The sequence below is a fragment of the Hymenobacter bucti genome, from assembly GCF_042681145.1.
GTDB lineage: Bacteria > Bacteroidota > Bacteroidia > Cytophagales > Hymenobacteraceae > Hymenobacter > Hymenobacter bucti.
On the sequence record NZ_JBHUFD010000018.1, the window covers coordinates 714,657 to 740,822 of the forward strand.

Sequence of the window (26,166 nt, forward strand, 5' to 3'; positions counted from 1 at the left end):
ACCTAGATAGTTGCTCTACTGCCTACTTGCCGCCGGCCGGCCGCGCCGCCTGCGCCGTGGCCCCGGCGTAGCGGAAGCGCTGCTGCTGGTCGCCCACGCGCAGCACAAAAAAGCCATCTTCGAGCAGCCGCTGGCCGCTGGCGGCCGGGTAGCTGAGGTCCTTCATTGGCTGAATGGTGAACGTCAGCTCGCGGCTTTCGCCAGGCTTGAAGTCCTGCTTCTCAAAGTGCTTGAGCAGGCGCACGGGCCGCGTGATGCGGCCTATCTCGTCGGTCATAAACCAGAGCACGGCTTCCTTGCCGGGCCGGGCGCCGGTGTTGGTCACGCGCACGGTGGCGCGCACCGAACCCGCACCGCTCAGCACCGAATCGGAAAGCTGCAAGTTGCTATAGCGGAAGGTGGTGTAGCTCAGGCCGGTGCCGTACTCAGTGAGCATGGTGGCCTTAGCCTTGTTGGCGTGCTGCTCAAAGCCCACCCCAAAGTCGCTCAGCTCCAGGCTGTTTTCGTTGTTGTCGTGGTGGTAGTTGGCGATGTGGCCGGCGGCTTGCGGATAGGTAAAGGGCAGCTTGCCGCTGGGGTTGGTCTTGCCGCTGATGATTTCGGCCAGCGCCTGCCCGCCGCCGAAGCCCGGCAGCCCCGCCCAGATGATGGCCGGCGAGCCCTCGGCCACCGGCCGAATGATGTTGGGCCGCCCGCCAATCATGACCATAATCGTGGGCTTGCCGCTGCGCTGGGCGGTGCGCACCAGCTGCTGCTGGTCGTCGGGCAGCGTCAGGTCGTTGATGTTGCCCAGGCCTTCGGCATACGGGCGCTCACCTAGGGCCAGCACCACGGCATCGGCGCGGCGGGCGGCGGTCAGCACGTTGGCGGCCTGGGGCTGGCCGGCGGCATCCTGGTAAGGCACGGTTTCGACCACGGCGCCGGGGTACTCGCGCCGGAGGGCGGTGAGCAGCGAGGGCACGTCGGCCGGATACTGGTTTTCGGCGCGGCCCTGCCAGGCCAGCGTCCAGCCGCCCGAGAGGTTGGCGCGCGAGTCGGCCGAGGGGCCCACTACCAGCAGGCGCTTCACGCGGGCCGGGACCAGCGGGAGAGTGTTCTGCTCATTCTTGAGCAGCACAATAGATTCGCGGGCGGCCTCCAGGGCGTGCTGCTTGTGCTCGGGCGCACCCACCCGGCTCAGGCGGTCGGCGCGGGGCAGCGGGTTGTCAAACAAGCCTAGCTCGTCCTTCATTTGCAGCACGCGGCCCGCCGAAAGGTCGATGCGCTCCTTGGTCAGGCGGCCTTCCTGCACCAGCTCCTTCACGATGCGGCAGAAGTTGGTATTGTAGGGCGTCATGGCCATGTCGATGCCCGCGTCGATGCACCGAAACGTGGCTTCCTTCTCGTTGGGCGCCGTTTTTTGCACCGTCACGAGGCGTAGAATATCCTGCCAGTCGGTCACGGCCACGCCCTTGAAGCCCATTTGGGTGCGCAGCAAGTCGGTCAGAATCGCCCTGGAGGAGTGCACCGGCTCGCCGTTAATTTCGCCGCTGTTCACCATTACCGACTTCAGGCCCGCATCAATAGCCGCCTGAAACGAGGGCCGAAAAAACTCCTGAATGCGCTGCTCCGGAATGAGTGCGTTGGTGCGGTCCCAGCCGTTGCGCGGGTCGGAGTACCCCAGGAAGTGCTTGCCGCAGCCGGCCACTTTGTAGGGCAGAATGTCCTTGTTATTCTGTAATTCGGTGACGTAGGCCGCGCCCAGCTCGGCGGCCACCAGCGGGTCTTCGCCGTAGGTTTCGTAGAAGCGGGGCCAGTACACGTTTAGCCCTAGGTCGAGCACCGGGGCAAACACCCAGAGGTGCCCTAGGTCGGCCGATTCCATCACCGTGGCGCGCGCCTCCTGGCGGGCAAACTCGGTATTAAAAGTGGCGCCTAGGTTGATGTTGTGCGGAAAAATGGCCGCCCCGCTCACGTAGCTCGCCCCATGCATGTGGTCGACGCCGTAGATGATGGGGATGTGCAGCCGCGACTCGCGCAGCGCGATGCGCTGCAAGGGCGCCAGATACTTGAGCCACTGCGCGGGCGGCACCGCCTCCCCGTTCAGAAACGACCCTACCCCGTACTCGCGAATGAACGGCACCAGCTTGGCCGAGTCGAGGCTCACGTCCTTCTGCTCGCCGGTGTGGTTGATGGCCGCGTTGGTAATCTGCGTCATCTGCCCGATTTTCTCCTCCAGCGTCATGTCGCGCAGCAGCTTGGCCACGCGCGGGCTCCACTGCGGCGCGGCGGGCGTGGCCGAGGTAGGCGTGGCAGTAGCGAGGGGGGTAGGGGCGGCAGTAGTCGGCGTGGCCGGGCGCTGGCAGGCACCTAGGAAAGTAGCCGCGCCAAATAGGGCGGCCACGGTACGGCGGCTAAAGCTGGGGCGTGTTGAGCGCAAGGAAGTAGAGCGGGGGATAATCATTTAAATAACTAATTTTCAGTAATCTGTGGGCTGGCTCGTTGGGCGCGTAACCCCACCCCCGGCCCCTCCCCTTCGGGAGAGGGGAGCCGACCGTCAGCCAACGTTAGGCTCTCCTCTCCCGAAGGGGAGGGGCCGGGGGTGGGGTGAGGCGTCCGAGCAATTAATTAAAACGCATCCGGCAACGTGCGCACGACCATCTGCTTGCGCAGCTCGGCCACCGAAATGGCGCCTTCGCTCTTGAACGTCAGTACCTTGGTTTCGCCGGGTAGCAGGTCGAAGTAGTTGTCGCCGAAGAAGCCGTCGCCCTGGGCCAGCGAGAGCCATACCTCGCGGGCTAGCGTCTTGCTCTTCAGCGTCACCTGATAGGTGCTGTCGGTGGCGGGCTGCCAGGTGGCGGTAATGTTGGCCTTGGGCAGCGCCATCTCCTTGGGCAGCGCGAAATAGTGGGTGTTGGTCGAGAGCGTGGTGCCGCCGGCTTGCAGCTCGCAGCTTAGCACTACTTTCTTGCTGTCCTGGCCTTTGAGCAGCTTGGCCTTCGGAATGTCAAGGTACACTTTGCTGGTCAGGGGCTCTACTTGCAACGCAGCCGATTGCTTATACAGCACCTTGCCATTGAAATCGAGCAGGCGCACGTTCAGCGTGGCCGGGGTAGCGGCCTGCTGGTCCGATACCACGTAAATGCGCACGTTCTCGCCTTCCTCGTGGGGGCTCACCAGCACCGGCGAGTAGAAGCGCTTGGCGTAGTACTGCAAGGCTTTCCAGCGGCCGTAATAGTCGATGCTCGACCACGAGGCCACGCCCCAGCAGTCGTCGAGCTGCCAGTACATCGAGCCCATCGTGCGCGGGCGGTTGCGGCGCAGGTGCTCGGCCGCCAGCTTAATGGCCTGGGCTTGCAGCACCTGGCTCACGTACAGAAACGAGGCAAAGTCCTTGGGCGCCTTGTAGTCGCGCAGCAGGTATTCTTGCAGGCGCGGGTTGCCCACGGCGCTGCGCTGGTGCTCTTTCATCACGGGCGAGGCAATGTCGTGGTCGGCGGGCACCGTGAACTGCTGCACCGATTTCAGCTCGGGGAACGACTGAAAACCGTACTCGCTCATGAAGCGCGGCGTCTGCTTTTCGTAGTCCGAGAGCGGGGCCGTGCCGCCCCATACGTCCCAGTAGTGCATGTCGCCGGTGGTCTGCGAGCCAGCCATATCCTCAAAATCCGAGGACGGGCTCGACGACACGTAGGGCCGGCTAGGGTCCTCCGTTTTGAGAATGGTCGGAATGAGGTCGCGGTAAAGCTTGAGGTAGTTGCTCCACACGTCAAGCTTGTGGCTGCCCATCTTTTCGGGCACGCCCCACTGCTGCCAGGCCACCTCGTTCTCGTTGTTGCCCACCCAAATGGCGATGCTGGGGTGGTCGCGCAGGCGGCGCACCTGGTAGGTCAGCTCGGCGCGCACGTTGTTGTTGAACGCCTCGTCGCCGGGGTAGAACGAGCAGGCAAACAGGAAGTCCTGCCACACGAGCAGGCCCATCTCGTCGCAGGTGTCGTAGAAATACTGGTTTTCGTAGATGCCGCCGCCCCACACGCGCACCATGTTCATGTTGCAGTCCTTAGCGGCTTGCAGCAGCTTGTGGTAGCGCGGGTTCGTTACGCGGGTCTGAAAAATGTCGGCCGGAATCCAGTTCACGCCCTTGGCAAAAATCGGGATGCCGTTGACGATAAACTCAAACGACTTGCCGTAGGTGTCTTTCTCGCGGTGCAGCTCGATGGTGCGCAGGCCGATGCGGGTGCGGGCCTCATCTACCGCCTTGCCACCTTGCACCAGGCGCGCCTTAAACGAGTAGAGCGGCTGCCCGCCGTAGCCCACCGGAAACCAGCGCTGCGGATTATCCAGGCGCAGCTCGGCGGTCACTTCGTGGCGGTTGGGCTGCAAGGTCACGGCCTGCTCTAGGCGGGGCCCGGCCTGGCCGGTGGGGCCGGTGGTTTCGAGCACCAGGGTGGCTGGGCCGCTGGCGGCAGCCGCGCCTTCATACTCCACCACCAGGCTCAGCTGGGCGGCCTGCGCGCTCAGCTGGCGCTGCACCACGTGAAAATCTGTGATTTTGGCGGCGTCCCAGCCTTCGAGCTGCACCGGCTGCCAAATGCCCGCGCCCACGAACCTAGGGCCCCAGTCCCAGCCGTAGTGGTAGGGTGCCTTACGGGTGTAAGGGCTCAGCACCGGGCCCTTGTCGCCCACAATGCCCATGGCCTGCTCGTCGTTGATAGCGAACAAGTTATAACCGTATTTCTTCGGTAAGTCAGCCACCTCGTTCAGGGGCGAGCGGAAGTGAATGAGCAGGCGGTTGCTGGTGGCTTTGAGCCGCGGCTTTACCTCGGCGCGCCACTCCCGAAACATGTTGTCGGTGTGCAGGATAGCCTGGCCGTTGAGCGTCACGTCAGCGTAAGTGTCCAGGCCCTTAAATACTAGCTCCAGGTGCTGGCGCTGTAAAGTGGCGGGCGCCACGTCGAACGTGGTTTCGTAGTCCCAATCAGCCTTGCCAATCCACTGCTGCTTCATTTCATTGTCGCGGTACAGCGGGTCCTCTATTTGCTTGGTGGCCAGTAAGTCGGTGTGCACGCAGCCGGGCACGGTAGCGGGTGCCCAGTTATCTTTGCCCGCCTGGTGAAAGCGCCAGCCCGTGAGGATGGGCTGGGTGGTTTTGCCGCCGTCGGAGCGGGTAGCAAGGTTGGTTTGCTGAGCGGCAGCGGGTAGCTGGCTGGTCAGCACAGCGAAACTAGCCAGGCTGGCTAGGCGCCGCGCCGAAATAGAAAAAAAACGCACAAAGAAGAGCGAGGGGAAGTGTAGGTGAGAAAGAAGGCACCGGCTGACCGAATCAGCAAACCATTGCGAACCAGTAATTTGGCCGTAAACTCATAGCCAAACCAGCGTATTGCGGCACGCTTACACTGGCTAGCGGCCACGCAGGGAGCCTATGCTATTATGGGGTACTGCAAAGGTCTATTGATTCTTTGCCCACGAGTAATAGTTTACCAGCATTTACTTGTACTGATTTAACACTCACTCCGCGCAGTTGCGTAAAGCCCGCCAACCAAAGCAGTGCCTAGGAATGCCAGTAGCTATTTTATGGCAAACTGGGGGCGCAAATACACTAATAGTATTTTGCTAATAACTACCACCTACGCGGACGCACCAAGCCGGCTAAAGTGATTTTGAGGTAGCTGAGCGCCTACCACCCGGACTACTGGTTTCTGCCCCTACGCAAGTAGATTGCGTGCCCAGCCTAACGCACCGGATAAATCCGGGCCGCCCAGCCGCCGCCACTACCTAGGTGCAACGTTAGCTTGTCGTTGGCCGTGACGCGCCGCACTTCGCGCTGGTAGTCAGTGGCATCGCGGTCGGCGTTGGGGCCATCGCGGAAAATCACGGCCTCGTAGGTGCCAGTGCCCAGGAAGGAACAGTCCAGCGTCAGGTCGCGGGCGGTCCAGTTGCTGAGCGCGCCTACGTACCAGGTGTCGCCCTTGCGGCGGGCCAGGGCCGCGTACTCGCCTACCTGGCCGGCCAGGGCGGTGGTTTGGTCGAAGGTGGTGGGTACGGCGGCGATGAAAGCCGTGCTCTCGGGCTCTTTCTGGTAGGCGCTGGGGCTGTCGGCCAGCATCTGGAGCGGGGCCTCAAACACCACGTACATAGCTAGTTGGTGGCAGCGCGTGCCCTGGCTCATGGGCAGCGAGTGGCTGGGCCGAAACTCGGCTTTGGTGGCGTTGCGCAGGGCGCCGGGCGTGTAGTCGAGGGGCCCGGCCAGCATCCGCACGAAGGGCAGGGTCGCGTCGTAGCGCGGCACATCGTCGTGGGGCGTCCACTTGCTGTTTTCCAGGCCTTTCACGCCTTCGTAGTTCAGCACGTTGGGGTAGGTGCGTTGCAAGCCGTCGGGCTTGTGCATGCCGTGAAAATCGACGAGTAGGTGGTGCTCGGCCGCTTTTTGGGCCAGGTTGTACGACGAAATCACCATCTTCTGGTCGTCGCGGTCCAGGAAGTCAATCTTGAAGCCTTTCACCCCCATTTTGGCGTACTGGGCATAGGCGGCGTCCATCTTCTCACTGATGGCGTGCCAGTTAGCCCACAAAATAATCCCTACCCCCCGCTGTTGGGCGTAGGCCAGCAGCTCGGCCAAGTCGATGGCCGGCGACGGCTGAAGAATGTCGGTTTCCTGCGACCATCCTTCGTCCAGAATCACGTACTCCAGCTTGTTGGCCGCCGCAAAATCGATGTACTTCTTATAGGTAGGGGTGTTGATGCCGGCCTTGAAATCGACGTGTGTCAGGTTCCAGTCGTTCCACCAGTCCCAGGCCACCTTGCCCGGCTTTATCCACGACGGGTCCTTTACCCGCGACGGGGCCGCGAGCTTATACACCATATCGTTGTTGAGCAACTCCTTATCCTCCGAACTCACGACCACGGCCCGCCACGGAAACGTGCGGGTACCGCTGGTTTTGGCTAAGAAATCTTCGCGCCGGGGCACTACTAGCTGCATATTATGAAAGCCACCGGCCGCCTCAGTGGCCGGGTAGCGGGCAAAATCGCCGTGCAGGCCCGGGGTGGCCGCCCCGTTGGCCCGCACAAACATGCCGGGGTAGTCCTCTACGTCCGACTCCAGCACCACGGCCTTCTTGGTGCTGCCCACCGCCACCAGGGCGGGCAGGAAAGCGAGCGAATCAGGCTTTATCTGCGACAGCTTGTACGGAGAATATAGGGCCTCAAACGACGACATGTACGGGTCGGTCGGCACCCGTAAGTCGCGCACGAAGGGAATTAAGGTCGCGTAATCCTGGGCAAAATTGAAGGTCGCCTCCTCATGCGCAATGGTGAGGCGGCCCTTGCGCCGGGTAAAGAAGCGGTACGCCACGCCGTCGTTGTAGGCGCGCAGCACCAGGCCGTAATTGCCTCTTAAATTCAGCGTCAGCTGGTTGTACTGGTCGATTACCTCACGCTTCTTATAAACCGGGGCCAGGATGGCCGTATTCACGGCCGCGGTTTTAGCGCTCGTCACTACGGCGTGGTGCCCCAGCACCTCGCCCCCGGCCAGCGTCAGTGACAGGGTCGAGGGCGTGAGGATGGGCGTGCCCGCGTGCTGCACCGCCCAGCTGAGCGTGGCGCCAGTCTGCACGGTAAGGTCGAGCTGGCCGTCCGGCGACTTTACGTGGAAAACGGCGCCGCGCTGAGCCCAGCCAGCCGGGCCCGCTACCAGCAACGCGCCCAGAATGAAGTATTTGACGACCATAGTAGGAAAGAAAATGAGAGATTGTCTAGTTGCTTCGCCGGGCGAACGGTGGCTGTCAGCAAAAAGACTATCCTATGCAGCGTAACAAACCGAAAAAAGGCCGATATTTGCTCACTAATAGGTTTTAGCAGCTCACAAAGTAAGGAATAGTTTAGCGAAGTTGCCACCGGAATAGAAAAGCTAATCAGCTGAAAATGCTAGTCAAACAGCCACAGCTATGGTAGCAGCGCATTGTTTAGAAAAAGTAGCCGCTGAATGAGGCCAGGGCTAGGGCCTAGGTAGCCGGTTGCGCGGTCCGAAACACGCGATACATTTGGCTTTGTCCGCCTCGCGGGGCTAGTTTGAAGTAGTACCCATTATCAAGTTTTTCAATTGAACGAGCTTAAAAACAAGCGATTAGTCGCGTTAGTAGTGCTAGGGTGGGGGAGCAGCCTCGGGGCTAGGGCCACCGTGCGGCTGCCGGCCCTGGTGGGCGACCACATGGTGGTGCAGCGCGATGTGCCCGTGCCCGTCTGGGGCTGGGCCGCCGCCAGCGAGCAAGTGACGGTAACGTTCCTAGGTCGAACCTATTCGGCTACGCCCGGTGCCGATGGCAAGTGGCAGGTGGCGCTGCCCGCCACGCCGGCCGGCGGGCCCTACACGCTGGTAGTCAAAGGCCAGAATACGATTACGCTCGAAGACGTGCTGGTGGGCGACGTGTGGCTCGCCTCCGGGCAGTCGAACATGGAGCTGCCGCTGCGCGACCGCAACGCGCCCGCGCCCGGCGCTTACCCCCTGATTGTGAACGCCGAGCAGGAAGTGGCGATGGCCGATTTTTCACAGATTCGGCAGTTCACGGTGAAAAAAGTGGTGGCCTACCAGCCCCAAACCGAGAACGAAGGCTATGACTGGAAGGTGTGCAGCCCCGGCACGGCCGGCAGCTTTTCGGCCGTGGGCTACTTCTTTGCCCGCGACCTCTACCAGCGCTACCACGTGCCCATTGGCCTGATTAGCAGCCCCTGGGGCGGCACCCCGGCCGAAGCCTGGGTGAGCCCGGAGGCCCTGAAGCAGCTACCCGACTTCCAGGACAAAGTAACGGCGCTGGCCCAGCGCCCTACGCGCCCCGAGCCGCTGGAAAAGGACGCCCAAAACACCCCCACGGTGCTCTACAACGGCATTATAGCGCCTCTGCTACCCTACGCGCTCAAGGGCATCATCTGGTACCAGGGCGAGAGCAACGTGGGCCGCGCGGCCCAGTACCGCACGCTGTTTCCGGCGCTCATCCGCGACTGGCGCGCCCGCTGGGGGGCCGAGGTGCCGTTCCTGTTTGTGCAGCTGGCCAATTTCACGCCGGTGCTGCCCTTCCCGGCCGAGTCGGACTGGGCCGAACTGCGTGAAGCCCAGGCCCAGGCGCTGGCCCTGCCGCGCACCGGCATGGTGGTGGCCATCGACATCGGCGACGGCGCGGATATTCATCCTGCTAACAAGCAGGATGTTGGCCACCGGCTGACCCTGGTGGCGCGCCAGGTAGCCTATGGCGACAAGCAGGTGGTGGCCGCCGGCCCCACCTTTCAGCGCCTGAGCGTGCGCGGCAACCAGGCGCGCCTCACGTTTACGAACCTAGGCGCCGGCCTGACCCTGAAAACGGGCAACTCCACCCTCAGCGGCTTCGCCGTGGCCGGGGCCGACCAGCAGTTTCACTGGGCCGCCGCCACATTGGTTGGCTCAGAAGTAGTGCTGACGTGCGCCGCCGTGCCCGTGCCGGTAGCCGTGCGCTACGATTGGGCCAATAACCCCCTGGGTAACCTCTACAACAAGGATGGCCTACCGGCCGCGCCGTTTCGCACCGACCAGTGGCCCCGCCCGGCCGCGGCCAAGCCGTGAGTATCGGCGCATTACTCTACCACTAAACCGCGGCCCGGCGGGCGCGCCTAGGTCGCATTCATCATTACCACGCACTACGTGAATAGCTTTAACCAACACGAGAATATCTGGGGTATCGACCTAGGCGGCACCAAAATAGAAGGCGTTATTTTGCGGTCGGCGCAGGAGCCGGAGGTGCTGTTTCGGCACCGCGTGCCCACCGGCGCCGACCTAGGCTACGCGCACATCTTGGGCCAGCTTGCGCAACTGGTGCAGCACATGGCGGCCGCCGCGGGCTACCGCCCGGCCCGGCTAGGCATCGGCACGCCCGGCACCACCGTGCCCAAAACGGGCCTGATAAAAAACTGCAATGCCACCGTGCTCAACGGCCAGCCCCTGCGCGCCGACCTAGAGCAGCTGCTTGCTATGCAAGTTGTTATTGCCAACGACGCCAACTGCTTTGCCCTGGCCGAGGCCCGGCTGGGGGTGGTGAAGCAGCAGTTTCCGGCGGCTAAAGTGGTGTTTGGCATCATCCTAGGTACGGGGGTGGGCGGCGGGCTGGTCGTGAACAATCAGGTTATCGAGGGCTTTCACGGCATTGCCGGCGAGTGGGGCCACAACTACCTCAGCGAAGTCGAGGGCTACCCCTGCTTTTGCGGCAAAACGGGCTGCAACGAGAGCATTCTGGCGGGCCCCGCCCTGGAGCGCTACTACGCCCAGCAGAGCGGGCAGGCGCGCCGGCTCCCCGACATCGCGAGCCGGGCCGCCGCCGGCTCCGACGCGGCGGCCACCCAAACCATGGACCGACTCACTAGCTTCTTCGGCTTGGCCCTGAGCGGGTTAATCAATGTGCTGGACCCGGATGTAATCGTAATTGGGGGCGGCGTAGGTAATATTGACTGCCTCTACCAGGCAGGAGTGGCCAGCGTGAACGCGCACGTGTTCGACCACCAGTTTGAAGCCCCGGTCGTCAAGCCCTTGCTTGGTGATAGTGCCGGCGTATTTGGCGCCGCCTACTTGGTGGCGTAGCACTCTCCCAGCGCAGTTGATTTGAAAAAGCGAACTCTCATTCACGACATTGCCAGGCATTTAGAGGTGTCTATCACCACGGTGTCGCTTGTCTTGAACGGTAAGGCCAAGGAATACCGCATCAGCGACGCCCTGGCCGAGCGCGTGATGCAGTACGTAGCGCAGGTGGGCTACCGGCCCAACCAGCTGGCCAAGAGCCTGCGCACTGGCAAAACGCACGTTATCGGGCTGATAATCGAGGACATCTCCAATCCGTTCTTCGCCACCGTGGCCCGGCTCGTGGAGCGGCACGCTTCGGCGCGTGGCTACCGCGTGCTCTATAGCAGCACCGATGATAGTGCGGCCAAGGCCAAAGACCTGATTGCCCTATTTCAGGAGCAACACCTTGATGGCTACATTATTGCGCCGCCCGCCGGCGTGGAAGCGGAGCTGGAGCAGCTGCTGAAAAGCGGCGTGCCAACCGTGTTTTTTGACCGCTATCTACCCGGCCTAGCCACCGACTACGTCGGGGTGGATAATGCCGCTGGCGTGTACCAGGCCACGCAACTGCTGCTCGACCAAGGCGTTGCCCGCATCGCCTTTCTTACCACCGAGTCAACCCAGACCCAGATGGCGGCCCGCCAGCAAGGCTATACCCGTGCGATGCAGGAGGCCGGCCAGCCGGCTCAGGTGCAGCACGTGCCGTTGAACTTCGATGATGATAGCGTTAGGGAGCAAAGTATCGCGGCCATCCACCAGTTCTTGCAGGATAATCCTGCCTGCGAGGCGGTTATTTTTGCCAACAACTCTTTGGCTACCCTAGGGTTAGAGGCAATTGCGCAGCTAGGGCGCCGCATCCCGCAGGAGCTGGCCGTTATCTCCTTCGATGACAACGACCTGTTTCGACTGCATTCGCCCACCATCACCGCCATTGCGCAGCCCGTGGAAGCCCTCGCCGAGGCCCTCATCAACGTGCTGCTCGCCAAGCTGAGCGACGAGCGCCCGGCGGCGGCCCAGCCGCAAACGGTAGAGCTACCGGTGTCGTTAGTAGTCCGCGGGTCGTCTGCGCGGCAGTAGCAGTAGCTTGGACTACAAAGCCCAAGCTACTGGCTATTAGATGAATATCCGGCTGCCCGAGAAGTTGCTGCGAAACTCCTTGGGGGTGCAGCCTTTGCGCTGCTTGAAAGTGCGGTTGAAGTTGGAAATGTTATTGAAGCCGCACTTGTAGGCCACTTCCGTCACGTTGTGGGTGGTGTCGATGAGCAGGCGCGTGGCGTGGCCCAGCCGAATCTCGTTGAGGCTATCGATGAAGGTGTTGCCGATGCGCTTTTTGATGAAGCGGCTAAACGAGGTTTCGGGCATGTTGGCCACTTTGGCTACTTCGGCCAGCGTAATGGGCCGGCTGTAGTTGGCGTTCATGTACTCAAATACCTTCTCGATGCGGCGGCTGTGGTGGTTGAGCTGCTCGTTGTCGGAGGAGGTGCCGGACAGCATGCGCATGTTGCGCGACGTGGAGAGGTCGTGCAAGATGGAAAACAGCTCCAGCACCGAGTCGAAGCCGTGCTTCTGCTCCAGGCCCAGCAGGCGCGGCAGCAAGCGCTCGGTGGTGTCGGGGGCAAACAAAACGCCCCGCTGCGCCATGTCGAACATGGTCTTAATAAAGCTGAGCTGATTGCGCCGCAGCAGCCGGTCCTCAAACAGGTCCTTGTGAAACTGAATGGTAATTTCCCGAATCTGCTTGCCCTGGCATTTGTGCGTAAACCAGGCGTGGTAGAGGTTGGGCCCCACGAGCACCAGCTCCACATCGGTGATTTCCTCCACGTGGTCGCCCACGATGCGCTTGGCCCCCCCGGCGTTGAGAATCAGGTTCAGCTCATACTCCTCGTGGTAATGGAGCGGAAAGTCAAACTCCTCCTTCACCCGCGAGAACAAAGTGAAGCAATCACTCTGCGTGAGCGGCGTGATTTCGCGCATGATTTCCTGTCTCATGGGGCAAATAGATAGGTGGCCAGCAATAAAATTACGCTGTAATAACAAAATGCTATCAGTGTAAAATCAGAATCTGACTGAGCTAATAAGGTCTATTTAGCTTAATAGTAGCTTATAGGGAGATTTGAGCGGGTGCGGCGAAAGAAGTTTCTGTTAATTCGCTACAATTAATTGCTATAAAAGCATTAGTTAACGAGTGCTTCTGAATAGACCTTTGTAGCCCGTTGTTTTCCCGCCTAGCCTGCTGGCCTAGAGCCTCTTTTACCACGAGTGGCCCGCTACAAAATTGGCAACCTAGGCGTGGCTACTCTCCCTGTTAACCTAGCGGCTCGCCCCGCGCCGCCGGCTGGCAGTTCCCACCCACTTTGCTGCATGAAGCTTCAGCTAATCGATTTTCTTATCATCGCGGCCTACCTGCTGGCGACGGTATTTATTGGCTTCTACTACCGCAAAAAATCGAGCCAGGACAAGGACAGCTACATGCTGGGCGGGCGCACGCTGCCCTGGTACAAGCTGGGGCTGAGCGACGCCTCCGACATGTTCGACATCAGCGGCACCATGTGGATGGTGAGCTTGTGCTTCGTGTACGGCATGAAAAGCATCTGGATACCCTGGCTCTGGCCGGTGTTCAACCAGGTGTTTTTGATGATGTACCTCTCGCGCTGGCTGCGCCGCTCCAATGCCTCCACGGGGGCCGAGTGGCTGGCCACCCGCTTCGGGCAGCGCGGGCCGGGCGTGCGGGCCTCGCACCAAGTGGTTATCGCGTTTGCGCTGCTCAGCTGCCTGGGCTTTCTGGCCTACGGTTTTGTGGGCCTAGGCAAGTTTGTCGAGATTTTTATCCCTTGGGAGCTGGTGCGCGGCTATGTGCCCTTCGCGGTGGCGCCGCAGTACGTGCCGCACGTGTACGGCATCGTGTTCACGCTGTTTGCCATGTTTTACTCCATTGTGGGGGGCATGCATAGCATCGTGCTGGGCGATATTATCAAGTACGCCGTCATGACGGTGGCCTGCGTGGCCATTGCCGGCATCGCCTACGTCAAGCTGCAAGGCCACGAGCTGGCCGTGCCGGCGGGCTGGTTCAACCCGTTTTTTGGGTGGCGGCTGGGGCTCGACTGGTCGCGGATTATCCCGGAGGTTAACAGCAAAATCTCCAGCGACGGCTACTCGCTGTTCGGAGTTTTCTTCATGATGATGGCCTTCAAGGGCGTGTTTGCGTCGCTGGCGGGCCCGGCGCCCAACTACGACATGCAGAAAATCCTGAGCACCCGCTCGCCCGAGGACGCTAGCAAAATGAGCGGGTTCGTGTCCATCATTCTGCTGCCCATTCGCTACGCGCTCATCGTGGGCCTCACCGTATTGGGGCTGCTCTACTACCGCCAAATGAACTTGCAGGCGCCCGATGGCACCATCGACTTCGAGCGCATTCTGCCGCAGACTATCAACAACTTCTTGCCCACCGGGCTGGTGGGGCTGGTGCTCACGGGCTTGCTGGGGGCCTTCATGGGCACGTTTAGCGGCACCGTGAATGCGGCACAGGCCTACGTGGTGAACGATATCTACCTCAAGTACATCAACCCGCAGGCCAGCACCCGGCGCATCATTTCGACCAATTACTTGGTGGGGGTGTTGGTAGTGGCGGCCGGCGTGGCCCTGGGCTTCTTGGCCAAGGATGTAAACACGGTGCTTCAGTTCATCGTGTCGGCGCTCTACGGCGGCTACATCGCCGCCAACGTGCTCAAGTGGCATTGGTGGCGCTTCAACGCCACGGGCTTTTTCACGGGAATGCTCGCGGGCATCGTGGCGGCGATGGTCTTCGGGCTGTTCATCCCGTCCGGCAACCTGCTCTATTGGTTTCCGGTGCTGTTTGGCATCTCGCTGGCGGGCTCCATCGGGGGCACCTACCTGGCGCCACCCACCGAGGCGGCGGTGCTCCAGCACTTCTACCGTACGGTGCGGCCCTGGGGTTTTTGGGGGCCGGTGCTGGCCGAGGTGCGGGCGCAGGAGCCGGGCTTTCAGCCCAACCGCAACTTCGGGCGCAATATGCTTAATGTCGTGCTCGGCATCGTGGCGCAGCTGGGCCTCACCATTCTGCCTATGTACCTGCTACTGCGGCAGCACGGGCCGCTGGCCATCACGGTGGCCCTGTTGGCAGTCATCGGCTTCATCCTGAAGAAGACCTGGTGGAACCGCCTAGGCGACGACTAGTTTTTGATTGATACTCATTTTATGTAATGACTGCTAATATTTTAGCAACTGCATTCTATCCTTTCTCTACCTCAAACGGCAAGCCAGCAGCTAGTAGCTAACGGCTCAACAACTGCTGGAAACATGGCCCCTATTTTTACCTCCCGCCTGCACCTGCTGCAAACCGCCCACCACGAGTTGCTGCACCGGCCTAACCACCCCGAAGCCCTCGGCAACGGCGTATACACCCGCTACGCGCACCCCGTGCTCACGGCCGCCCACGCGCCGCTGGCCTGGCGCTACGACCTCAACCCCAGTACCAACCCCTTCCTGATGGAGCGCATCGGGGTGAATGGCGTGTTCAACGCGGGCGCCATCAAGTGGCAGGGGCGCTACCTGGTGGTGGCGCGGGTGGAGGGCGCCGACCGCAAGTCGTTTTTTGCGGTGGCCGAAAGCCCGAACGGCATCGACAACTTCCGCTTCTGGGACCACCCCGTGACGATGCCCGAAACCGACGAGCCCGACACCAACGTGTACGACATACGCCTAGTGGCCCACGAGGATGGTTGGGTGTACGGCCTGTTTTGCACCGAGCGCCGCGACCCCAGCGCTCCGGAAGCCGACCAGTCGGCCGCGCTGGCCAAATGCGGCATCGCCCGCACCAAGGACCTCGTGCACTGGGAACGCCTGCCCGACCTGACTACCACCTCGGCCCAGCAGCGCAACGTGGTGCTGCACCCCGAGCTGGTGCAGGGCCAGTATGCCTTCTACACCCGCCCGCAGGATGGCTTTATCGAAGCCGGCTCGGGCGGCGGCATCGGCTTTGGCCTGTCGGCCACCATCGAGACGGCCCGGGTGATGGAGGAAGTTATCATCGACAAGAAGCAGTACCACACCATTTCGGAGCTGAAAAACGGCCTAGGTCCCGCGCCGCTCAAAACCGACCTAGGGTGGCTGCACCTAGCCCACGGCGTGCGCAATACGGCCGCCGGCTTGCGCTACGTGCTGTACGTGTTCATGACGGCGCTCGACGATTTGACCCGCATTATTCACAAGCCGGCCGGTTACTTCCTGGCCCCCGAGGGCGAGGAGCGCGTGGGCGATGTGTCGAACGTGGCCTTCGGCAACGGCTGGATTCTGGACGACGACGGCCGGGTGTTCATCTACTACGCCTCGTCCGACACCCGGCTGCACGTGGCCACCTCGACCCTGGCCCAACTGCTCGACTACGTGGTGCACACACCCGAAGACGGGCTGCGCTCGGCGGCCTCGGTGCAGCGCATTAATGAGCTGATTGATAAGAATCAAACCATCCCAACGCCTACGCTGGCTGAGCGCGTGGCCAACGCGGCGCACGCCCACACCTTGTAACTACGCCAGGGGAGGGTAGGGGAGGCGGCGCATCCCCTAGGCTCACTTGCCTCGTTCTTTTCGCATTCCATGCTGCAAGCTGCTGACTTTCAACAAGAGCTGGACAACATTCTGGGCTACTGGATGACCTGCGTGCCCGACCATGAGCACGGTGGTTTCTACGGCCAAGTGAGTGCTGACAACCAGCCCAACCCGCGCGCGCCCAAGGGTTCGGTGCTGAATGCCCGCATCCTGTGGACGTTTGCGGCGGCCTACGGCCGCAGCCAAGACCCGGCGCACCTAGCGGTGGCTCGCCGGGCGTATGAATACCTCACTATCCATTTTCTCGACCCCGACCACGGCGGCGTGTACTGGACGGTGGACTACCTAGGGCAGCCGCTCGATACCAAAAAGCAGCTATACGCCCTGGCCTTCAGCCTCTACGGGTTGGCCGAGTACTGCCGCGCCAGCGGCGACGAAACGGCGCTGGCCCACGCCCAGACGCTGTTTTACAGCATCGAGCTGGGTGGCTTCGACCGGCTGCGGGGCGGCTACTACGAGGCCTTTGCCCGCGACTGGCAGTCCATCGACGACCTGCGCCTAAGCGACAAGGACGCCAACGCGCAGAAAACCACGAACACCCACCTCCACATCCTGGAGGCGTACACCACGCTCTACCAGGTGTGGCCCGACCCGCAACTGCGGCAACAGCTCAACGCGCTGCTGCTCAACTTCACAGACCATATTATCGACCCCAGGACGCAGCACCTCACGCTGTTTTTTGATGAGGACTGGCAGCCGCAGCCCGATGCGATTTCCTTCGGCCACGACGTAGAAGCGGCCTGGCTGCTGCTCGAAGCCGCGCAAACCCTAGGTGAGCCCTGCTTAGTTATCCACTTTCAAGAAGTAGCCGTGCAAATGGCGCAGGCCGCTGCCGAGGGGCTGGCCCCCGATGGCAGCCTGCGCTACGAGCTGGCGCCCGGCGGCCACTGGGCCGACGACCGCCACTGGTGGGTGCAGGCCGAGGCGGTAGTGGGCTTCTACAACGCGTTTGAGGTGAGCGGCGATGCGCAGTTTCAAGCCCGCAGCGAAGACGCCTGGCGCTTTATCCAAGCGCACATCCTGGACCGCAGCCAGGGGGAATGGCACTGGGGCGTGCGCGCCGACTACTCCCCGATGCCCGGCGAAGACAAGGTGGGCCCCTGGAAGTGCCCTTATCACAACAGCCGCGCCTGCCTCGAAATGCTGCGCCGGTTGGGGAGCATCGGAGTGACCGATACCCTGCAAACTATACCTGGCTGACCCTAGGTACGTCCCACAAATCTTAGGTGCTAAGTAGGACATCTAGTGGATGGCGATAGGGGTTGCTTAGTGGGCATTTTCCAGCGTAGCGCTATAAAACGCCTAGCCACATCAAATGTGAAGCTAATCTGTTTTGATAGTTAAAATATTAATAAATAATATTTTACGCATAAAGTATCATGACATTTCGCGCATTTTAATACAAAAAAACGATAAAATATCATTACTAAAAATAGTCAGTTAACCGTCACCTTTGATTCCCTGATTCTCACCTAATTCTTACTTTACTTAATGAGGACTTTTTTACAGACTGCGGCGGTGCTGGCGTGCAGCACTACCCTAGCCTTTGCGCAGCAGCGCACCGTGCAGGGCGTTGTAACCGATACCAAGGGCGAAGCCATTCCCGGCGCTACCATCCTGGTAAAGGGCACCACTACTGGCGTTACGGCGGGCGTTGACGGCAAATTTCAGCTGGGGTTGCCGGCCGGAGCTACTACCTTGGTTATTAGCTCGGTAGGCGCTAAAACGCAGGAGGTGCCCATCGGCACTAAAACCGACTTTCGCGTTACGCTCGACGCGGATGCGCAGAGCCTCAACGACGTAGTGGTAGTGGGCTACGGCACGGCCCGTAAGAGCGACCTCACGGGCGCCGTGGCCAGCGTGAGCAACGCCCAGCTAACCCAGGTAGCCACCGCCGACCCGGTGCAGGCCCTGCAAGGACGGGTAGCCGGCGTGGACATTACCGCCAATAGCGGCCAGCCGGGTGCGGGCACCCGCATCCGGGTGCGGGGCGTGGGTACCATCAACAACAGCGACCCGCTGTACGTGGTAGACGGCGTGCAAACGGGGGATATTAGCTTCCTGCTGCCGACTGATATTGAATCGACCGAAATCCTGAAGGACGCTTCGGCTACTGCCATCTACGGCTCGCGCGGCGCCAACGGCGTGGTTATTATCACCACCAAGCACGGCAAGGCGGGCAAAACGCAGTTCAACCTGTTTGGCTACACGGGCTTCCAGGAGATTCGGCGCCAGTTGCCCCTCACCAATGCCCAGCAGTACGCCACGCTGGTATCGGAGGCCTACACCAACGATAACGTGGTGGTGCCGGCTGACTTGACCCCCCTCCTGACTAGCGCCCTGACTGGCGGTGCCACCGGCACCGACTACCAGAAGCTGGTGTTGCAGAAAGGCTTGATTACCAACTACAGCCTGTCGGCCTCGGGCGGCACTGAGCAGAACCGCTACCTCATCAGCGGCAGCTATTTCCAGCAGAATGGCATCATTCAGCAGTCGGGCTACCGCAAGTATGTGGTGCGCTTGAACGACGACGCCACGCTGACCAAGTTTCTGAAAGCGGGCGTATCGGCCACTTTCACCAACTCGAACCAAACCGGCGGCCTGGACGCCAACGGCAACACGGGCTACAGCACGGTGCTGCAAAATGCCATTCAGGCCAACCCCATCAGCTCGCCCTACAATGCGGATGGTAGCTACGCGTACAACAACGTGACGAGCTTCACGCCCAACCTGGCGCGCTACCTTACCGAGCAGCAGTACAACAAAACGGCAAATACCTCGCTCTTCACCAGCTCCTACCTCGACGTAGCGCTGCTCAAGAACCTGACGTTCCGCTCCACGTTCGGCATCAACTACAACAACTTTCACCCCAAGGTGTACTTGCCGCAGTACTACCTAGGGCCCAATGACCGGCGCACGCAAAGCACCCTCATCGAGACGCGCAACGAGAACATTTCGTGGGTGTGGTCGAACTACTTCAACTACAACAAGACCTTCGCGGATAACAGCAACCTCTCCTTTACCCTAGGGCAGGAAGCGCAGCGCGGCTACGGCAACGGCATCTCGGTGACCGGCTACGACGTGCCCGCCGATGCAACTTTGCAATACATCTCGGCCGCCCGCGCGGCCAACTCTACCATCCGCAGCTCGCAGTATGATGGCTCGCTGCTCTCGTACTTCGGCCGCGCCAACTACAATTTCCGCGACCGCTACCTCGTGACGGGTACCCTGCGCTTCGACCAAACGTCGCGCTTCCTAGGTTCCAACCGCACGGGCGTGTTCCCATCGGTGGGTGCCGCCTGGAACGTTTCTAACGAGAATTTCCTGAAGGATGTAGCTGCCGTATCGCAGGTGAAGCTGCGCGCCAGCTGGGGCCGCGTGGGCAACCAGAACGCCGCGCCTAACTACGGCTACGCTTCGACGGCCGTCAACAACCAGAACTACGTGTTTGGCGCCGACCAGTCGCGCGCCCCGGGCCTGGCCATCGCCACGCTCAGCAACCCGGCCCTGAAGTGGGAAACGGCTGAGACGGGCAACATCGGTATCGATGCCTCTTTCCTGGATAGCAAGCTGACCTTCACCGGCGACTACTTCCAGCGCACGACCAAGGACATGATTGCCCTGCTGCCCGTGCCGGATTACTTGGGCCAGGCACCCGCCAGCGCCAACGTGGGCACGCTGCGCAACCGCGGCCTGGAGCTAGCCCTGAGCTACCGCAATGAAATCGGCAAGCTCGGGTATAACGTGGGGGTGAATTTCACCAAAATCAACAACGTTATCACGAGCCTGGGTGGGGCTAACCCCATCGCCAGCGGCAACACCCAAATCGGCTTCACGACCCGCACCGACGTGGGCCACGAAATTGCTTACTTCTACGGCTTGCAGGCGCTGGGCGTCTTCCACACCCAGGACGAGGCTACTAGCTACGTGAGTGCCGGTGGTACCCCCATCCAGCCCACTGCGAAAGCTGGCGACGTGAAGTACCAGGACACCAACGGCGACGGTAAAATCGACGCCACCGATAACACCTACCTGGGCAGCGCCACGCCGAGCTTCACCTACGGCGCTTCGCTAAATCTGAACTACAGCAACTTCGACTTCAAAATCCTCCTCTACGGGGTGCAGGGTGCCGAGGCGCTCAACGCCGCGGCCATCAACCTGGACAAGTCGAGCGCCATTGCCAACATCTGGACCAACTTCTATGCCGACCGCATGGACCGCTGGACCCCCAGCAACCCCAACAGCAACCAGCCCCGCATGACGTCGGCGGCCACCACCAACGACGCCTTGAGCAGCCGCTTTGTGGAGAATGCCAGCTACCTGCGCGCCCGCAACATGGAGCTGGGCTACTCGCTGCCCCAGACCGTGCTTGAAAAATTCAAAATCAACGGCTTCCGGGTGTTTGCTTCGGTCGACAACGTGTTCACCGTTACGAAGTACCGGGGCCTGGACCCCGAGATTTCGTCGAGCGGCTACTACGGCAACCCACTGGCCTACGGTGTAGACTACGGCAACTACCCCCAGCCCCGTACTTACCGCTTGGGCTTCAACGTACAGTTTTAAGACTATTCCCACCCGCTATAACAGATGAAAACCTATTCTACCGCCCGTATGCTGGCCTTCGCGGCCCTACTGGGTATGGCCCCCGGCTGCAAAAGCTTTCTTGATAAAGACCCCCTAGGTACCGTTACCCAAGTCAACCTCTTCAACGACGCTACCAACGCCGTGCAGGCCGTGAACGCGGTGTATGACGTGGCCGGCTGGGACCAAGGCCCCAAGTTCGGGGTGGGTGACTTCGTGACGGTTCACTTCGAGTGGATGTTTGGCGACATCCTGAGCGACGACGCCGAGAAGGGCAGCAGCCCCACCGACTTCGGGGCAGTAGCCGAAATCAAGAACTGGTCGGTGCCGACCACCAACCTAATTGTTGCCAGCTTGTGGACGCACAGTTTCACGGGCATCGCACGGGCTAATACCGTGATTAACAACATCGACGCGGGTACCATCGATGCCACGTTGAAGTCGCGCCTCAAGGGCGAGGCGCTATTTTTGCGGGCTTACTTCTACTTCAACCTGGTGAAGACCTTCGGCGGCGTGCCGCTGTTTGAGCAGGCCGTGCTGCCTACTGATGCGGGCAACGTGAAGCGGAGCACTATCGCCGAAACCTACGCCTTCATCGAGAAAGACCTGAAAGCCGCTGCCGCGCTGCTGCCCGAGAAGGGCGCACTGGCCTCGAGTGACCTAGGCCGCGCTACCAAGGGGGCGGCCAACGGCTACCTGGCCCGCGTTATCATGTACCAGCTCGGTACTGATAACACCAACAACCACACCTGGCAGGAAGTGTACGACCTGACGAACACCGTTATCACGTCGGCCCAGTACAGCTTGTACCCCAACTACGCCGCCATCCACCAGGATATTGGCGAGAACAGCAGCGAGTCGGTATTTGAAATTCAGTTCGCGGCCTCCAACGATAGCTACGGCCCCATCTCGACGGGTACGGCTAACAACGTGTTCCAGAACAACCGCGCCACCTTCGGCTACGGCTTCAACAACCCGACGCAGAGCCTGTACAGCGAGTTTGAGGCCAACGACCCGCGCCGCGAAGTCACTTTCATTAAGAACGGTGACGTGGTGCTAGGGGTGACCAATACCGTAGACCCTGGCTTTAACGCGACGGGCTACCTCAGCCGCAAAGTGGCGATTGCGGCACCCCCCGCGCCCCAGTCGGCCTCCCAAAACGTGCGCAAGATGCGCTACGCCGACATTCTGCTGATGAAGGCCGAGGCCGCCGCCCAGCTCGGCCGCAACAGCGAAGCCATCACGCTCGTCAACCAAGTGCGCGCCCGCGCCCGCCTCTCGACCCGCCCGCCCGGCACCACCGTGGGCTCGACGGCCTACGCCCCCGCCAACGTGCCGGCCGGCACCCTGCCCGACATTACGGGCCTCTCGGGCTCGGCGCTGCTCACCGCCATCTGGCACGAGCGCCGCGTCGAGTTTGGCGAGGAGTCGCTGCGCTACTGGGACCTCGTGCGCACGGGCCGCTACTTTAGCTCCCTGCCCGCCGACGTAGCCACCCGCGCCCGCACCCACAGCATCACGACCGGGGTAGTGAACCCCATTCCGCTGTTGCCCATCGAGTTGCAGGATGTGCAGACTTGGGGTATCGCCCAGAACCCTGGCTATTAAGCTGCGCATAGTTTGCTGAAAAAAGACCGGAGTAGCCAGTAGCTATTCTGGTCTTTTTTGCTTTGTAGCCCGCCCGCTAGGTTCGGCCTTCGTGCCTGTGCTGAGACTTTCAGCCAGGGCTCGGCCTGGTAATCAAACTTTACTTCAGTCACCCCCTATGTCTTCCCGCCCATTACTCACCCTACTCGTGTTCCTACTGGCTGGAGCGGCCGGGCCCTTACGCAGCCAGGCCGCGCCGACAACTGGCCGCGAGCATTTGCTGATGGACTTCGACTGGCGCTTCGCCTACGGCCATCCGTTTGACCCCCAGCGCGATTTCAACAATGGCCTCGGCTACTTCTCCTACCTGGCCAAAACCGGCTACGGCGACGGGGCCGCCGCCGCCAACTTCGATGACCGCGCCTGGCGCCAGCTCGACCTGCCCCACGACTGGGCCGTGGAGCAGCCTTTCTCGGAGAAAGCTAGCTTTAGCCACGGCTTCAAGGCCATCGGCCGGCCGTTCCCAGATGCCAGCGTGGGCTGGTACCGCAAGTCGTTTGCGGTGCCCGCCACCGACCTAGGGCGCCGCATCAGTCTAGAATTTGATGGGGTGTTTCGCAATTCCATCGTGTGGGTGAATGGGCATTACCTAGGCACCGAGGCCAGCGGCTACAACGGCTTCCAGTACGACATTTCCGACTACCTCAACTACGACGGCAAGCCCAACGTGATAGCCGTGCGCGTGGATGCCACGATGGAAGAAGGCTGGTTTTACGAGGGCGCCGGCATCTATCGCCACGTGTGGCTAACCAAAACCGCCCCCGTGCACGTGGCCCCGAACGGCACATTCGTGACGACGCAGGTGGCGGGCAGCGCGGCCACGGTCACGGCTCAGGCCACGCTGGCCAACGGCAGCACCACGGCCCAGCTAGTAGAAGTGACCCAGACGGTACTAGATGCTGAAGGTAAAACGGTGGCCACTAGCCCCGCTACCCAAGTGCGGGTGGCCGGGGCCGGGCAGCAGGACCTAGGTAGCCGCATCGCGGTGGCCGGGGCGCACCTGTGGTCGCTCGAAACGCCCTACCTCTACACCCTCGTGACGCGCGTGCGGCAGGGTGGGCAGGTGGTGGATGAGTACCAGACGAAATTTGGCATCCGCACCATTCGCTTTGATGCCAACGAGGGCTTTTTCCTCAACGGCAAGCACGTGAAGCTGACCGGCACCAATAACCACCAGGACCACGCGGGCGTGGGCTCGGCCATCCCCGACGCGCTCCAGGAATGGCGCATCCGGCAGCTCAAGTCCTTCGGCTGCAATGCGTACCGCACCTCGCACAACCCGCCCACGCCCGAGCTGCTCGACATCTGCGACCGCCTCGGGATGCTCGTCATTGACGAGAACCGCCTGATGGGCATCACCCAGAATAACCTAGGTGAGCTGAAGCGCCTGATGGTGCGCGACCGCAACCACCCGAGTGTTATCAGCTGGTCGATTGGCAACGAGGAGTGGGCCATTGAAGGCAATATTTTGGGTGCCCGCATCGGGGCCACCATGCAGGCGTTTGCCAAAACCGTGGACTCGACGCGGGCCATTACGGTGGCCATCAGCGGGGGCTGGGGCCAGGGCACGTCCACAGTTATCGATCTGATGGGCTACAACTACATCGGGCAGGGCGACACCGACGCGCAGCACGCCAAGTTTCCGAAGCAGGCCGGCTGGGGCACCGAGGAGGGCTCGACCCACGCCACGCGCGGCATCTACGTGCGCGATGAGGCGCGGCACTACGCGGCGGCCTACGACCAGAAACCGAACCCCAAGTTTTACAGCATCGAGGGCGGCTGGCAGCACTACGCCGCCCGGCCGTACCTGGCCGGTATGTTCATCTGGACCGGCTTCGACTACCGGGGCGAGCCCACGCCGTTTGCCTGGCCCTCGATTACCTCGTATTTCGGGATGCTGGACCTATGCGGCTTCCCCAAGGATAACGTGTGGTACCTGCGCTCGTGGTGGACCAACCAGACCGTGCTGCACCTGCTGCCCCACTGGAACTGGCCCGGCCGCGAAGGCCAACCCATCGACGTGTGGGCCTACAGCAATTGCGACGAGGTAGAGCTGTTTCTGAACAAGAAAAGCCTGGGCCGCAAGCCCATGCCCCGCAACTCGCACCTGCAATGGCAGGTGCCCTACGCGCCCGGTACCCTAGTAGCCGTGGGCTACCGCCAGGGCAAGCGCATCGCCACCGACGAGGTGCGCACCACCGGCCCGGCGGCCGCCCTAGGTCTGCTAGCCGATAAGCCAGCGGTGCAAGCCAACCGCGAAGACATAGCGGTCGTGACGGTGCAAGTCACTGACCAGCGCAAGCTGCTCATGCCGACCGCCAACCCGGAAATAACCTTCAGCCTGAGCGGTCCCGGCCGCATTATCGGCGTCGGCAACGGCGACCCGACTTCCCTCGAACCCGACCGCTACGTGGACACGGTGCGCGTCATTCCCATCGAAAATCTGCGCGAGCGGGCGGCCGACAGCTTCACCACCGGTCCCGAGCTGACGCCCACTTTCGACGATGCGAGTTGGGTAACGGCCTTCACTACGCGCCAGTACGATGCCGCGCAGCTGGCGCCCACGGCCAAGATGTACGTGACGCGGGGCAGCTTCGAGCTGCCGCGTCATGCCCTAGGTGGCTCGCGGGTCACGCTTTTCTACCAACCCATTGGGCGCGAGCAATCCATCTACGTGAATGGCCGCGCCCTCACCCAGGGCCTCAAGGCCGAGCAATCGCCCGCGGCGGGGTTTGTGCTGGATGCAGCGCTGCTGAAACCGGGCAAAAACAGTATTGTATTCGTGGCGACGCCCTTGGTGAAAAACCGCCCGTGGGACGTGACTAACACCCTGCCTGGCACGATACAAGTGCGCACGCCGGCCCCGGCCTGGAAGCGCAAAGCCTTCAACGGCCTGGCGCAGGTGCTGGTGCAATCGACCCAGGCGGCGGGCGAGATTACGCTCACGGCCCAGGCGCCGGGACTCAAGGCCAGCGTGCTGAAAATAAAGTCGGTAGCCGCCCCGGCGCGCGCGGCCAACTAGCAGCGGGGCGAGCAGTGCTATCCAGTTGCGGTAGCACTGCCCCGCTGCGGCGGTGGCCTAATGCAAACCGCGTCTAAGCCACCGCCGCTTACTTGAGGTTGGTAAGCACATAATTGACCCCTAGGGGACTGTGCGCCATCTGGCAGATGACCGGGAAGGCGGCGTTACGCAGTATCCAGAGCTCGGTGAGGTCACCCTGAGCCACCACGTGTAGCACGTCGAGCGGCTGGCCGCCGAGCAGCAGTGGGTGCGCGCCTGGGTCGTCACGCAGCTCGTACACGGTGTTGTTATACGTAAAGCGGCGCTGGGCGAGCAGCGTGGCGTAGGCGCTTTTCGAGAGCATCATAAACGTCTGGCTATCGGGTAGGCGCACCGGCGGGCCGGGCAGCGGCTGAGCCACGTGCAGCGCGGTGCCCCGCTGCCAGGCCGCGGGCGACACGGCATAAACGCCGCCCGCTAGGTTGCGGATGCGCCACTTAAGCTTCAGCGTGTCGGTGGCGTTGGCGATAGTCAGCTCGAAGGGCGCGTGCTGGCCGTGCAGTTCAAAGTTGTAGCTGAACGTGGTGCCCACGCCCACGGCGGGCGTTAGGGCTTGGGCGCGGGCCGAAGCGCTACCTAGGGCGGCGAGCGATAGTAGCAGGATATTTCTGAGCATAATAGTATATACCAGTTTCGGGAATAGAGCGCGTTTGTCCTTGCGAGCGCAGCGAAGCAATAGCATCAAGACGCGCTGCGT

Annotated in this window: 14 protein-coding genes; 9 read left to right on the forward strand and 5 right to left on the reverse strand. The window is 61.7% G+C overall.

What is annotated here, in order from left to right; genetic code table 11:
• Positions 1-22: 22 nt before the first annotated feature.
• The 3 genes from ACFSDX_RS22125 to ACFSDX_RS22135 all read right to left on the reverse strand — a co-directional run bounded on the left by ACFSDX_RS22125 (position 23) and on the right by ACFSDX_RS22135 (position 7,705).
• On the reverse strand, positions 23-2,443 hold the full coding sequence (locus tag ACFSDX_RS22125) for a beta-glucosidase (protein WP_382317571.1): 2,421 nt from the start codon (positions 2,441-2,443) through the stop codon (positions 23-25).
• A 164-nt stretch (positions 2,444-2,607) separates the two neighbouring features.
• Complete coding sequence (locus ACFSDX_RS22130; RefSeq protein ID WP_382317573.1) at positions 2,608-5,250, reverse strand: beta-mannosidase; 2,643 nt, start codon at positions 5,248-5,250, stop codon at positions 2,608-2,610.
• A 460-nt stretch (positions 5,251-5,710) separates the two neighbouring features.
• Positions 5,711-7,705 carry a glycoside hydrolase family 97 protein gene (locus ACFSDX_RS22135; RefSeq protein WP_382317575.1) on the reverse strand — a complete coding sequence of 665 codons (1,995 nt, stop codon included), beginning with the start codon at positions 7,703-7,705 and terminating at the stop codon, positions 5,711-5,713.
• Between the two features lie 372 nt (positions 7,706-8,077).
• On the opposite strand from ACFSDX_RS22135, the gene ACFSDX_RS22140 reads away from it, so the two are divergent.
• The 3 genes from ACFSDX_RS22140 to ACFSDX_RS22150 all read left to right on the forward strand — a co-directional run bounded on the left by ACFSDX_RS22140 (position 8,078) and on the right by ACFSDX_RS22150 (position 11,632).
• Positions 8,078-9,568, forward strand: a complete 1,491-nt coding sequence (locus tag ACFSDX_RS22140) for a sialate O-acetylesterase (protein ID WP_382317577.1) — start codon at positions 8,078-8,080, stop codon at positions 9,566-9,568.
• Positions 9,569-9,646: 78 nt separating this feature from the next.
• A complete protein-coding gene (locus ACFSDX_RS22145) occupies positions 9,647-10,576 on the forward strand; it encodes an ROK family protein (RefSeq protein ID WP_382317579.1) in 930 nt (309 codons plus the stop codon).
• A 21-nt stretch (positions 10,577-10,597) separates the two neighbouring features.
• A complete protein-coding gene (locus ACFSDX_RS22150; protein ID WP_382317581.1) occupies positions 10,598-11,632 on the forward strand; it encodes a LacI family DNA-binding transcriptional regulator in 1,035 nt (344 codons plus the stop codon).
• Positions 11,633-11,668: 36 nt separating this feature from the next.
• Here ACFSDX_RS22150 and ACFSDX_RS22155 read toward each other — a convergent pair whose 3' ends face one another.
• The gene (locus ACFSDX_RS22155) at positions 11,669-12,544 is read right to left on the reverse strand and encodes an AraC family transcriptional regulator (protein ID WP_382317583.1); all 876 of its coding nucleotides are present in this window, start codon (positions 12,542-12,544) and stop codon (positions 11,669-11,671) included.
• 372 nt (positions 12,545-12,916) lie between these two features.
• Between ACFSDX_RS22155 and ACFSDX_RS22160 the strand changes: the two genes are divergently transcribed.
• From ACFSDX_RS22160 to galA, 6 genes are all read left to right on the forward strand, one after another.
• Entirely contained in the window at positions 12,917-14,749 is a 1,833-nt protein-coding gene (locus tag ACFSDX_RS22160; protein ID WP_382317585.1) for a sodium:solute symporter family protein, read from the forward strand.
• Positions 14,750-14,872: 123 nt separating this feature from the next.
• The gene (locus tag ACFSDX_RS22165) at positions 14,873-16,099 is read left to right on the forward strand and encodes a glycoside hydrolase family 130 protein (protein ID WP_382317587.1); all 1,227 of its coding nucleotides are present in this window, start codon (positions 14,873-14,875) and stop codon (positions 16,097-16,099) included.
• A gap of 69 nt (positions 16,100-16,168) precedes the next feature.
• On the forward strand, positions 16,169-17,380 hold the full coding sequence (locus tag ACFSDX_RS22170; RefSeq protein ID WP_382317589.1) for an AGE family epimerase/isomerase: 1,212 nt from the start codon (positions 16,169-16,171) through the stop codon (positions 17,378-17,380).
• A gap of 291 nt (positions 17,381-17,671) precedes the next feature.
• A complete protein-coding gene (locus ACFSDX_RS22175) occupies positions 17,672-20,743 on the forward strand; it encodes a SusC/RagA family TonB-linked outer membrane protein (RefSeq protein ID WP_382317591.1) in 3,072 nt (1,023 codons plus the stop codon).
• A 24-nt stretch (positions 20,744-20,767) separates the two neighbouring features.
• Entirely contained in the window at positions 20,768-22,369 is a 1,602-nt protein-coding gene (locus ACFSDX_RS22180) for a RagB/SusD family nutrient uptake outer membrane protein (protein WP_382317593.1), read from the forward strand.
• A gap of 157 nt (positions 22,370-22,526) precedes the next feature.
• Positions 22,527-25,430 (forward strand): beta-galactosidase GalA, encoded by a 2,904-nt coding sequence (gene galA / locus ACFSDX_RS22185; RefSeq protein ID WP_382317595.1) that lies wholly within the window; start codon positions 22,527-22,529, stop codon positions 25,428-25,430.
• Positions 25,431-25,518: 88 nt separating this feature from the next.
• Here galA and ACFSDX_RS22190 read toward each other — a convergent pair whose 3' ends face one another.
• The gene (locus ACFSDX_RS22190) at positions 25,519-26,085 is read right to left on the reverse strand and encodes a hypothetical protein (RefSeq protein WP_382317597.1); all 567 of its coding nucleotides are present in this window, start codon (positions 26,083-26,085) and stop codon (positions 25,519-25,521) included.
• Positions 26,086-26,166: the final 81 nt, after the last annotated feature.